A 12,451-nucleotide genomic window follows, 5' to 3' on the forward strand; every position below is an offset into this window, starting at 1 on the left:
TTGACTTCAGAAATGAAAAAATAACGCTTCATGTCGTTGCTATTGAATACAGTTCGTGCGTTTCCGCGCGGCCGCACCATTGAAGAATTGCACGCGCTAGTAGGCACTAGTTTTAGCTCATTAGAGCGGCATGCTCTGCTAGCCGAGTTAGAGACACTACTACAAGCCGGTGAGGTGCAAAAAACTTCAAACGGTAAGTGGAAGCCAGTGCATCGGCAAATGTCTGGTGGGTCAACTTTCGAGAAACCTTCCCCATCGGCAGTTACAAATCAAACGTTGGAAAACGAAATTCTTCGTGCTGCGAAGTGTTTTGTGACGTCTGGGGTGAAAACTGAGTCCTCTTCTGTCGAAACTGCTCAGGACGTAGGTGAGCTAGATGCCCATGCTCTTGTTCGTTATTATAGATCGGCACTCCGTTCTGATCCTAGAGGTGCTCTTCAAGAGAATGTTGATCGCTACGGCACGAAGTGGCACTTATTGTCAGGCCGAAATCGATTAGTCCCATCAGATCAAAATCCGCTAACTTTACGGATAGTTCTTGATGACTTGTCTCCGGAGTTTCGCACATCGTTGTTGAAGCGCGAGGCAAATGAAAACGCGCTTGCGATCGGCTGGCCTATGTATGTGGGTAGAAAAGAAGGCGTCCCTAGCATCTGGCCAGTAGGGTTAATCGCTGCGAATTGGCGCCGCCAGAACGATGAACTCTTAATCCAGGTTGATGCAGATGATGTATTGGTTAACCCGAAATGGGTTAAAGACGCTGCAAATAAAACCGGATGGCGACGAGACGATTTAGCTGCCGTTTTCGACGATGAGAATGGTGTCGGTCTCGGACGTGACGATTTTGTTTCTAGGCTGAAAGAAGCCGCCGCTACCAGCATTTTATCTGACATTTCGGCAAGCGACTTGACCGATAGTGTCAATGTCAACGAGTTGGGCATTCACAACGCGGCGGGATTATTTTTACACGATGATTCGAGTTTTACATCCGGCGCTGTGCGTGACCTGGATGAAATTGGGACCTGGGATAAGACCATACTGGCTCGGACAGCGTTGGGCGTAGTTTTGGGGTTAGAGGGCACTCCGCCACGGAAAGACGTTCATTCTCTTAACGTCGGCCCGTTGAACGCTGAACAAATTGAAGCCGTCTCCAATGCATGTTCGGCGCCGTTAAGCGTTGTCACAGGACCTCCTGGAACAGGGAAGTCCCAAGCAATCGTATCTATGGCGGCATCTGTGTTATCTAATGGTGGGTCTGTCTTGGTCGCTTCTAAGAACCATCAGGCTTTAGACGCTGTAGAAGATAGACTTGGTTCAATTGCAAAAGAAACTCCGTTTATCGTTCGCACGTTAGATCCGGCAAAAAATAAAGACGTTAGCTTTGCGTCACTGCTCAAGGAACTGGTCACGGAAACTTCTGGTGCCGGGTCTATAATCGATCAATCATTAGTCGCTGACTGCTTTAGGATGGCTGAGCGTCGGTCGGTTGCTTTCAATAAGGAAGTTCGCCGCGCTAAGTTGGAGTGCCAGATCGCTGATGTTCACGATCAATTGGTTGCCAGAAGTGTAGTTTTGCGGTCAGAGGTTGATGATCCAGAGCTTGATCGCGATGACAAGCAAGAGCGATCGATGGTTCGACGGTTTTTGGATAGGCTGATTGAGCTGATTTTAAGCACAAGTAGCAACCCTGAGACGCTTTCAGTTCAAAAACAATCGACCGATTTGAATAGATTGCTTACGGATTTGCGAACTGAAAGGGATGCGCTAGGTGAGAGCTTCGACTTGGTGGATCTGACAAATCGTATTGCCGAACTTACTAAAAAGATTTTGCCACTTATTTTGGCTAATCGAACGAACTTAACTCACGAAGATATCGATGCATTAGATCAACGGTTGGCGGATCTGGAATTTTCGCCTGTTCGCAACAAAATATCATCAGACATTGCTTATCAAGTTGTGGAACATAGACCCTTATGGCTTGCATCAGTGTTAGGCACTCCAAATCGCATCCCACTTATTGCCGGACTATTCGATTTAGTGATTTTTGATGAGGCAAGCCAGTGTGATATTGCATCTGCTTTTCCTTTGATGGCCCGCGCAAAGCGTGCGGTAGTGGTTGGTGACAACAATCAATTGAATTCTATAGCTCCGATCGGCCAAGCGCAGGATCGAAACTTAATGCAGGCGCAGGGGCTCCCAGTATCGCAAATGGCTCGGTTCGCCCAAAGCCGCCAATCATTGTTTGATTTCGCACGTCGGGTGCCTGGAGCTGAAAAAACATTATTAAAGCAGCAATACCGTTCTGCCGGACCAATCGTAGATTATATTAGTAAGAACTTCTACGGTGGGGAGTTGAAGACTGCGTATGATCCTTCGTTCATCAAACCACCAAAAAGCCAAAAGCCCGGCATCCATTGGACAAATATTCCTGCACCGCTTTCATTAGGTTCCGGCAACGTAAACAGTGCTGAAATAACGGCGATTGTAAGCCACCTTGAACACCTTTTAGTGCACGAAGACTACAGTGGGACAGTCGGTGTAACTTCACCCTTCCGTGATCAAGTCGCAGCAATCGGCGATGCCGTGAGGCAGAAAATACCCGAACAAAAGTTGATAGGGGCGGAGTTTAAAGTCGCTACCGTCGATGGCTTCCAAGGGCAGGAGAGAGATCTGATAATTTTCTCGCCTACGCTGGGGGCAGCGAGCGCGCCAAGTGCTTTGACTTTCATGCAAAGTGACCCAAGACGTTTAAACGTTGCAATTTCCCGAGCTCGAGCGGTAGCGCATGTTTTTGGCGATTTGTCTTTTGCAAGGTCCAGAAAAGTAAGAACTTTGGCGTCACTGGCTGCCGCGGCAACTGAACCACGTTCACGCGTTGGAGAAGGGCGGTTTGATAGCCATTGGGAAGAGATCGTATATTACGGTTTGAAAAAGCGTGGTCTCGACCCGAAGCCGCAATACGACATTGCCGGCAGGCGCTTGGATTTTGCTCTTTTCGGGGCGAGCGGTATCAAACTCGATCTCGAAGTAGATGGCCGCAAATGGCACCAAAATGCGGACGGAACTCGTAAAATTTCTGATTACTGGCGTGATCACCAACTTATTTCACTCGGCTGGCGTGTGCGTCGGTTCTGGGTCGACGAATTAGCCAAAGACTTGGAGGCTTGCTTTGACATCATCGAAAACGACCTATCGTAAAACTAATTTCAATACCGTGATAGCTTCCGTTCTTGCCGTTGCCGCTTTGGGCACAGTCGGTTTTTTGGGCGTTCAGATGAACGCTTTAAATGCGCGGTATGGGCAAATTGCGTCCGATATTGATTACTATTCAAATGAAAATTCGCGCCTTTTGGATGAGCGCGCATCTTTGATTGCAAATAGGTCAGAGATACAGTCGCAGATCAGCTTGCTTCGAGCGGAACTACAGCAAGCAGAGGTAGCCCGCGATGCAGCTTCACGGGCTAAAGATGACGCTAGCGTTCTTCTCGAGGCGAGAAGAGCAGATTTGGACGATGTAGAAGCACGTCTGACAGCGGCGCAGTCGACCCTAAGGGAGGCGGCACAAATCGATGCTACTTTGGGGGCTTTACGAAGTTCCGTAAGAGATCTTGAGACTGAAGAGGCCGACCTCATAAACACTCGAGATGGGCTGATTGAAGAAGTTGAGAGTTTCACAGCTTCCAGAGACCAGATCCAGAACTCCGTCGCGACATTGTCGGAGCGACGTGATGCATTGGATCGTGAAATTGAAGAACTACGGAACGATAAATTATCAATTTCAGGCGACGTGGATGGACTTCGAAGGGTAGTTGAAAGCTTGGAGCGTCGGCAATCAGAACTGTCCGATGTTGAACAACAATTGTCCAATGCTCAGAGCGAACTTTCGATTGTCGAAGGGAGGCTCGACACGATCCGTCCAGATTTAGAGGAGGTTCAGTCTCAGATATCCGTTCGTGAGAAAGCTATGGAGGAGCTTCGTGCTGAGGTTGATGACTTGTCTGCGCAACGAGATACTCTGAGAGCATCGGTAGCTTCTTTGGAGCAGCGAGAGTCTGACGCTAGAGCCTCACTTGCAAGTATCGATGAAGACCATCGTGGTTTGCAGGCTTCCTTACAGACCTTGAGCGACCGTCGCGATGAGTTGGAGCAGACCGTGTCGGATCTCGAAGGGCGGAGACAGGCAATGGAACAGCAACTCGGGGAATTAGAGGCGATAATTTCAACCAGAGAAGCCATTCGCGCTCGAAATTTGGATGCGCAAGCCGAAGTGGAAATGTTGGAGGCGCGAAAAGCAGAACTGGACGCCCTAGTTGGCAACCTAGCGGCCCAAGTCGCGACGCGGCGCGCAGAAATAGAGCAACTGAGTTTAGATGAGGCAGATGCGGAGCAAGCGAGACAGTTATTGGCGCAAACTGTTACCCGAACTAGTGAATTAGAAACGGAAATCAGTAACTTGGTTGCGTCAAAGTCGGAACTCGAAGGAGAGTTAGAGCCTCTTCAAGTTCAGGTGCAGAGTTTACGGCAGAATATTTCACTGCTCTCGGATGAAAGAAGCCGCCTTGCAGCTGAAATTAACGAAAATGAAGCTTCTGTTTCCGATTTGGAAGTAGCGCTTAACAGGCTTTCTGAAGCTCAAGCCGCAGTCCTTGAGGCAGAGCGCCAACGGGAGGCCCTAGCTGCTGAAATCGCGCGCTTGGAGGCTGATCGTTCGGTGTTGAGCCCAATAGTTGATCAGTTGAAGCTTGAAGCAGGAAATTTGAGAGCTGAAATTTCTGCATTGCAAACGGAAGAGCAGGATTTTCAAGAAAGGACTGTTCGGGCTCGTGCAGCTTTCGTTCAGCTATCGAATGAAATTATTCGACAACAGTCTGAGCTAACAGGGGGCTCCTCACCGGGGGAAGAGACTATTCCAACTGAAATTTCACCGATTGAAGTCGAAGTCACAGAATGATTGGGCAGACAATGTTTGATGCTAATTTGTATATCTTTATTGCGCTCTGTGTATCTGTAGTGGTCCTGATTATTCTGAGCCTTTCTAGAGCAATAGTTCATGATAAAGTGATTAACTTGCAGGCGCCCCTTGCAACCGAAAGCGAGGTATTAGCTCGCATTCGCGAGAAGCGCGAAACGTTAACTGATTTAGAAGGTGAGTTGGAAAAACGTCGGGCTGCTCTAGCGAATGTTGCAGATATCCAAGCTGAGTTGGATGCAACGGTTCGTCAACTTGATGAAGCAAAGACAGAGTGGGAACAGATGTCAGAAAGGCGCGAGGAAATACTCGCCCTTCGACACGAAACAGAACAGGCGCGAGTTGAACGGCTCGAGATTGAAACTGAACTGGTCGGACAGAAAGCGGAACTTGAACATGTTCGCGATCGCTTGGAACGGGCCGACGCATTAGTGGGTCGGATTGAAGAGCTGGAGAGCCGAAAGACTGAGCTTGAGATTTCACTTGCTGCTCTGCGGGACGAAGAACAAGATTTGAAAGATGCAGAAGCCGAGCTGCGTAGAATTGTTGAGAAAATCGATGATTTGACCCAGCTAGAGGGCACTTTGACCGGAAAACTTGAGGCCAAGAAGGCTGAAATTTCTGAACAGCAAGAGCGGATAAATTCTCTTCGAAACTTCCGAGCTGGGGTTGATGCGGAGCTTGATGCCGTCAACGCCACACTGGCGGCCGCCAAGCAAAAGTCGACCGATGTTGAAGAGCACGCTGCTCGGCTTGAGGAACAAGTGTTAACTCTAGAAGCGCGAAAAGCAGTTTTAGAAGATGCGGTTCGCAAATTGAATGCAAAATCTTCGGGCGGGGCTGACCCGGATGAAGATCCGATGCGTGAATTGAAGCAGCGCCCTCAGGTGATCGAGCGTCTTGTCGAGTGGAGTGAGCCTGAACGAATTGATGAAGCAGATGCGATCAAGAACGTGAAAAAGCGCTTTGATGCCTTTGCCTTACAATATCCAGAACGGACACTTCGAGCGTTTCATACTTCGATGAAAGTTAATGATACTACTCAAATGACAGTCCTGGCGGGTATCTCGGGAACAGGCAAGAGCCAACTTCCTCGTCAATATGCGGCGGGAATGGGGATTGGATTCTTACAGGTTCCAGTTCAGCCTAGATGGGATAGCCCGCAAGACCTAATGGGTTTTTATAACTATATCGAAGGCCGCTTCAGACCAACCGATATGGCTCGAGCACTCTACGCGCTGGATACCATCAACAATCCGGAAAACGCTGTTCAAGATAGAATGATGATGGTGCTCTTGGACGAGATGAATTTGGCACGCGTCGAGTATTATTTCTCTGATTTCCTCAGCCGACTTGAGAGCCGTCCAGCTCGAGATGCTGTTGGAGAAGCGAACTTAAGAAAAGACGCGGAGATTGAACTGGAAATTCCTAACGCTGTTACGCGGATTTTCCCGGGCTATAACCTGCTGTTTGCGGGCACGATGAACGAGGATGAGAGCACTCAATCACTGTCTGATAAAGTCGTCGACCGAGCAAACGTAATGCGTTTCGGGGCTCCGAAAACCATTTCCAAAGGTCAACGAAAAACTGGGGCTATAGAAGCGAATGCATTAAGCCTCAAAGCGTGGGAACGCTGGTGTAACCGAAGTCTTCGTGCCGATGAAAAGAGCGCGGTCGATGATGCCGTAAACTCGATGTTGGAGCTAATGCGAGATTTCGGGAAGCCTTTTGGTCACCGGCTTGGTCGAGCAATTGAGGCCTATGCTACGGTCTACCCTGAAGCTGAAGGCGTTAGTGACCGTGTTGGAACTGCTCTTGCGGATCAAATTGAAATGCGACTTTTGCCAAAGCTTCGGGGTGTTGATGTTGAAGAAAAAGCCGCTGAGTTTGAAGCCTTGGAACGTATGGCCTCAAAGTTTGGTGACGATAGCCTTGCGGAGGCTGTGCGGAAATCGGTCGAAGACGCAGAACTGACCGGTCAATTTGTTTGGAAAGGGGTTATTCGCTGATGATGCGATATTCCCGTCCTTGGAACGGTCAAGAAATCAGTCAAGAGCAAGCGTTTAGACCTGATGACTGTCTCATATCGGAATGCACATCATTATCCGAAGCCGGAGCGCATTCCGTTTTGATGTCCAACGGCTCCGGAACTCAGCAAAGCTATCTATTACAGCATCCTTACCCTAAACGGCCAATCGAGCATTCTCCTTTGAGGAGTGGCTTTTTTACTCGTCCACGAGCCGGAAAAGAAAAGGACGCAACGCCAGAAGCGCTCGAAGCGTTCCAGCGAATGAATGAAGTCGTTGCTCGCGTTCAGGAGTTGCAGGAGGCTCTCGATGAGCCAAGTAAACTGTGGAGCAATTTGCAGGCCTCTTGGGATAAGGCTGAGCAGGAAGACGAGCCGCGAATGGCGGAAATTGTTCGTCAAGCAAGGGACCTGGAAAAGCCGCTTAAGGAACTCAAACAACGAATTAGGCGCGTGCTACGGAGGCAAACTGAACTTACATCATTGGATCGAGTTCAAGAGATGGACCGATCATCAATGGTGTGGTTATCAAGACAGCCAGGCAATACGATCGCTGAACGTGCAGGAAGTAGCCAACGCATCATGGCTGTTGTGCGAAAAGAGAACTTTGATACTCTCGAAAACCGCGTGCTACATGCCTATTCGGATTTGGCCGCGAATGTAGGAAAAGAATGGATCAGAGAGCACACTCGTGCTCGAGGCAGTGAACGATACCGACAAGTCGAAAACTTCATAAAGCTGTGTATTTCTTTGTCGCGAGATCTACGCGAACTGGGAATTGGTATCGCAACGTCTGACGTTACCCCCAATTATGTATTGATGGAGGATAAGGGGTATCGACGCGTCCGAGAAGCTTGGGAAAAACTGCTTAGGCGCGAAGATGCCAAAGATGAGCTCTGGAAGTGGCAAGCAGAAACCTGGACAGATTTTTCAGTTCTGTTGTTGGTTCTGTCGATTTTTGAGATGCCAGACACCGAGTTAATTGCTCAATCACCAATCTTGTTTAATGACGAGGCGGTAAAGGGCGTTTGGTATAAGCAAGACCGACCAATTGCGGTTTTCTGGCTAAAATCAATAAACCGCGTTGTCGAAGTTATGGCGCGTCCAGATCGCCCAGGCACCTTGATGTATCTCTCGAGGGCACATGTTGCACTTCGGGTTTCTGATCCCTCTGACCCGTCGGCGTATCCTCATAGGGTCGCCGTTTGGACTCCACATGCGCTACGAAAATTAGACTTATTAGGTGCAAGCGAAGGTGCTTTTCGCAGGCTCTATGATCTGCAGAGATTGCCAAGTCAGACTGAGCGCATAAAGCACGGACTCATTTTGACACCGGCTCATGGCGAGGCTCAGACAGAGGATATTGAGCAATCCGGTCTTCTAGTTCATGCAATTTCTTTGGACGGTTCTGGGGCTCCTTTAGCAAATGGTCGTCGGGCTATTCGAGCATTTTTGACGCGAGATATTTGGGGCTAAGATGCGTAAACTAAAACTTTGCGGTTATGACCTGAATGGGTTGGTCGATCGTGTGGCCAAGAATTGGACTTTTACGGCGGGGGGCGACACGCTCATTGGTGGAGAGAATCTCTCTCAGCCTATTGTCGCTCCGAGTATTGTTCGTCTACTAGGCGATCGGAAACCAATCTGGGTCGGTGGTGCCCAAGCATCCTTTGCTCCACATGGTCGTGGTGGTGGTTGGGGAGATATTGGTAAGGTAGAAAATAGAATGCTCGTCCGTGAGGTTCTCGCGGATCAAGGTGCAGACCGGGATCAACTTGCAGCTTGCATGAGCGGATTGGCAAGTGGTGCTCGTTTCTCAGTAGTATCAATTGATGAACATGATGCCGCTATTGAGCAGCTGCAGGAAAGGCTAATTTCCGCAATCGCAAAAGCTCGCTTGGGTCGGCCATTACTTGTGTGGCGCTCTGTCTTGGTCGTTCTAGGGCAATTGTTGGATGCTGGTGAAGCTTTTGCCCCTAAGGACAAAATGAAGGTCGGGGTCATAAGTCACAATGCATCAGGTTTGAGCCTCCAAACTTTGATTTTGCGCTCAACGAACTTGGAAACTGGGCCGGAGTTTGCTCCTGAACGTCGCCAAAATGCAGAATTAGTGGCAACTTCTCAGGGCTACGAAGGATTATTGAAGCGCGCCCAAGCTAAATTTGAACGTAAAATCGACTTGAGTAGCGAGCAATGTGCGCAATTTGAAGCGCAATTAAAGCTAGCATTGCACGGCCGAAGCGATGAAGTTTTGACTCGCAATTCTCGCGGGGCCTTTGTTCATATCCCAGCTTTCGATTGTTCCACTGAGCAAAAGCCTATCGAGGGTGATGTATTTGGTAAGCTCGATGGCTGTGACATTGTTTTGTTTGAGACGTTGTCCGAGGGATCTACAAGAAAGTTTCTCTTCGAGGATATTCAAAGGCGTCTTAGTTTACCATTGATCTTAACGAAGCCAGAGGTGGTAGCTAGAGGAGCGTTAGAAGCTGCGCGCCGCTTGTCAAACGGATACCCAGTCTATTTTGATTTTCTACCAACTATTTCGACGATCGTGCTCAAAGACTTTAGCGCAAAGAACTTCGATCTAGTCAATGCGGACGAAACTTTACCGGCTGGCAGGATTTATCGATCTAAAAGTCCCGCAAAATTTGCGATGCAACCGGGTCAGTCAAGTATCTCAATTTACTTGAAAAAGCAAATGATTGACCGCCCAAGGAAGGCGAAAATCGATATTGGAGCAGGGGCCGACGAAATTGTGCCAGTTGGCTTGAGCGTCGAACAAGCACCCGCAGCGGGGCGAGCTAAACTTATTGTGGAGTCTCCGTCTCTTTCTCGTCAGTTTTTCATTGACTGGGACTCCGCTGAAGAGTTGAGCCAGACTTGGGACGAGCTTTTAGAAGAGCTTTCTGAGGGAAGCGCGTCGATTCCAAAACGCTTGGTTTTGCCTTCATCTATGGATCTTTGGAACGGAATTGACGGAAATGAAGGGATTGCAGAGATTGTAACAAGGGAAGCCCTTAAGAAAAGCCCCGATTGGAAGACACTCGCTAAAGCATTTGCGAGATCTTACAAGAGAGCTTACCCGATCTCGAGTGAAGGAGAGATTCCTAAAGAGGTAGACGACGACGTTTTGAGAAGTCTGGACGATTTAACTGATCGTGCGTTGGTTGATGTAATGGATCGGCTTGAGGCTCGAAGGCCCGGTGAGAATGAGACGTTGCAGTTCTTAACTTGGCAGTTCAAGCGTGTGGATCCGAAATTGACGTCTGCACTACTGCAAATTCTACACGAACGTAATTCGAAGGGACGGCATATAACCGTCCGATATCCAGGATCTTGGGTGTTGTTTTATCAGGGCGTTGGGCGCACTTGTTCAGATACGACACGAGAGCAAGAAGCCATAAATGTTATGCTTCACAATTCAACCGCACCGTGGAATTGGCGACATCAGACCGCAGCATTAGCGTTTATTTTGTCACGTTCTGATACTGCACCGATGCACCTCTCACAAACTGAAGTAAGCTTCCTGACATCCAAGGCGTTAGAAGAATTCTCGGAACAGCTAGGCTCAAACTATACGAAGTTTAATTACGCTCCATTCTTGCTTGGGGGGCTAATTCGTTGGCGCTTGAAGTCACCCTACGCGTTCATGTTAGGTTCGGACCCCTTGGCAGAAAAGGTTCAAGCCGCAATCCTCAAAACTATTGCTGATCTTCAACGCCTTTCACGCAACAGTTGGGAAGAAAAAGCAAAGGCCGAGCGCTACACGAGAGTTTTGGAGGGCCTGTTGGATGAGCTGAATGGAGTTAGTTCTAACCCGGATTTGCTGTTGGATCTCTTTAATCTCAAAGATTCATCATGAGTTTAACTATCACACCAATTAGCAGAATACCCGGGCTGCCAGACTGCCGCATGCCCTTCTTCTAATAGTACGCTACCGGCTGTCCTGCCATCGCTGAGAATTAGGCTACCTAGAATCCGACCGAAGCGATCTCTAACGCCCGTATCCTCTATGCCAACCGCTTGGCTTACAAGTTCTGACATTCGCGCCGTAGCAGCTCGACCTAATTCCAATTCTTGCTGGCAGTCAGGGCGATATGTTTCTGGGGTGTCGAAACCAGATATGTTTGGAGCGCCATCGCCCAAAAGGCGAACACTTTGACCGTCACATTTGACTGTGTCACCGTCAACAACTGCAATTAAGGCACAAACTAGTAACATCTCGACCTCCGTTAACCTTTTGTTAACTATTGTCGAGATCGGTGCAATCTCTTTTCCGGCTAGGTCGTCGTGCACCAGCTTGGTTCTTTTGCTTTGAAATGCCTATTTTAAGATAGAAATACTCACCAAATTTTACAGAAAGTTGTCCGCCGCATCTACTTAGTTAAGCAACTCAGTTCCAACGCTAATCACGCTGCTTGACAGATTATTTCAACACGGCTCATCTAGAGGTATTCTATAAATATTTGGTTCAAATATGTTGATTATCTCATGTGTAGTTTCGGTTGTTGTATTCATTGGGTTTATGTCGCTGGTGGGCTCACCGTCTGAAGTTGAAACGGTTATCGGTCTAGTCATCGCAGCAATTGCATTTCTTGCGACGTTTATTATCGCGTGGCGAGTGAAGTCGAAGTCTCATGAGCAGGCACAAAATGAAAAAATTGCTGCACTTGAACGCGAGATAGCGACCTTGAGAGCGAAACAATGATCTGTGTGTCACGAGGCTCTTCAGGGCAAAAATAAGGGGCGTTTAGCAATTGTCCGTGCTCCATGTCGTCGCAATCCTTAACTGAAAGGGAGCGACTAGTTAAAAGAGATTGAAATTTGGACAACCGTTCAACGGGCGAAGTCCTAGGAAAATGAAGGTGTGTTCATGGGGATGCATCCATCGTTCGAACCAAATTTTGGTTCAACCCTCCACCTTTATCAGAGTGGAGCGGGAGCGGCCGCTGCTGCTCGTCGAGTTTAAGTCGTTTGATTGTCTGGAGCTTCTGCTCCACCTGTCAATATTATCGCAGCCAGTTTGCGTAATATGATTACTCACGAAGTTGACAAATGTTGACAGAAGCCGATTTTTGTCAACATTTTGGCCTAATTTGTCAACATAATCACTGAAAACGTCAACATTTCTCGTTGAAAATGTAAACTTATGAGCCTCAAATGTTTACATTTTCAGAGCTTTGTAAACATCAATTCCCCTTATTTTGTTGGGCTTTGCGTGGTCATGTTGACAAAAGTTGACATCGATTTGAGTTTTCTGGTTTTTCTTGAGTGAGAAAGGTCGTCAAACGCAATCGTAATTTTATCGGTGAAATCGAAAGGGAATACCTCTTAAAAGGCACTTTATGGAGCCTGTTTCGATTAAAATCGTATCATTTCGATTTCCAAAGATGATTTTCAGGGTTCGGATGGCGGAAATCGAAACAAGAATGGCTACAATGGCCCGCATTCGTCTG

The 12,451-nt window shown here is 48.2% G+C and carries 7 protein-coding genes; 6 read left to right on the forward strand and 1 reads right to left on the reverse strand.

Annotation, left to right across the window (positions count from 1 at the left end; genetic code table 11):
* The first annotated feature begins 30 nt into the window (after nucleotides 1-30).
* Genes BVC71_RS09375 through BVC71_RS09395 form a run of 5 tightly spaced genes read left to right on the forward strand, consistent with a single transcriptional unit; the run spans nucleotide 31 to nucleotide 10,857 of the window.
* Complete coding sequence (locus tag BVC71_RS09375) at nucleotides 31-3,198, forward strand: AAA domain-containing protein (RefSeq protein ID WP_086451413.1); 3,168 nt, start codon at nucleotides 31-33, stop codon at nucleotides 3,196-3,198.
* Complete coding sequence (locus BVC71_RS09380) at nucleotides 3,170-4,951, forward strand: hypothetical protein (RefSeq protein ID WP_133064514.1); 1,782 nt, start codon at nucleotides 3,170-3,172, stop codon at nucleotides 4,949-4,951. The genes BVC71_RS09375 and BVC71_RS09380 overlap by 29 nt, the downstream gene beginning before the upstream one ends.
* An 11-nt stretch (nucleotides 4,952-4,962) precedes the next feature.
* Entirely contained in the window at nucleotides 4,963-6,978 is a 2,016-nt protein-coding gene (locus BVC71_RS09385) for a chromosome segregation ATPase-like protein (RefSeq protein ID WP_086451815.1), read from the forward strand.
* Nucleotides 6,978-8,471, forward strand: a complete 1,494-nt coding sequence (locus BVC71_RS09390; RefSeq protein WP_086451415.1) for a DUF2357 domain-containing protein — start codon at nucleotides 6,978-6,980, stop codon at nucleotides 8,469-8,471. The genes BVC71_RS09385 and BVC71_RS09390 overlap by 1 nt, the downstream gene beginning before the upstream one ends.
* 1 nt (nucleotide 8,472) lies before the next feature.
* A complete protein-coding gene (locus BVC71_RS09395; protein WP_086451416.1) occupies nucleotides 8,473-10,857 on the forward strand; it encodes a hypothetical protein in 2,385 nt (794 codons plus the stop codon).
* 2 nt (nucleotides 10,858-10,859) lie between these two features.
* Here BVC71_RS09395 and BVC71_RS15650 read toward each other — a convergent pair whose 3' ends face one another.
* Nucleotides 10,860-11,216, reverse strand: coding sequence for a thermonuclease family protein (locus BVC71_RS15650; RefSeq protein WP_086451816.1), 357 nt, complete (start codon nucleotides 11,214-11,216; stop codon nucleotides 10,860-10,862).
* A 256-nt stretch (nucleotides 11,217-11,472) separates the two neighbouring features.
* Between BVC71_RS15650 and BVC71_RS09405 the strand changes: the two genes are divergently transcribed.
* Nucleotides 11,473-11,703, forward strand: coding sequence for a hypothetical protein (locus BVC71_RS09405; protein WP_086451417.1), 231 nt, complete (start codon nucleotides 11,473-11,475; stop codon nucleotides 11,701-11,703).
* The last annotated feature ends 748 nt before the right edge of the window (nucleotides 11,704-12,451 follow it).

Origin of the sequence: Marivivens niveibacter, assembly GCF_002150005.2 — a bacterium.
GTDB lineage: Bacteria > Pseudomonadota > Alphaproteobacteria > Rhodobacterales > Rhodobacteraceae > Marivivens > Marivivens niveibacter.

Coding starts and splice junctions, on each gene's coding strand:
- BVC71_RS15650 (WP_086451816.1), bottom strand. CDS start 11,216: ATGTTACTAGTTTGTGCCTTAATTGCAGTTGTTGACGGTGACACAGTC.
- BVC71_RS09395 (WP_086451416.1), top strand. CDS start 8,473: ATGCGTAAACTAAAACTTTGCGGTTATGACCTGAATGGGTTGGTCGAT.
- BVC71_RS09390 (WP_086451415.1), top strand. CDS start 6,978: ATGATGCGATATTCCCGTCCTTGGAACGGTCAAGAAATCAGTCAAGAG.
- BVC71_RS09385 (WP_086451815.1), top strand. CDS start 4,963: ATGTTTGATGCTAATTTGTATATCTTTATTGCGCTCTGTGTATCTGTA.
- BVC71_RS09375 (WP_086451413.1), top strand. CDS start 31: ATGTCGTTGCTATTGAATACAGTTCGTGCGTTTCCGCGCGGCCGCACC.
- BVC71_RS09405 (WP_086451417.1), top strand. CDS start 11,473: ATGTTGATTATCTCATGTGTAGTTTCGGTTGTTGTATTCATTGGGTTT.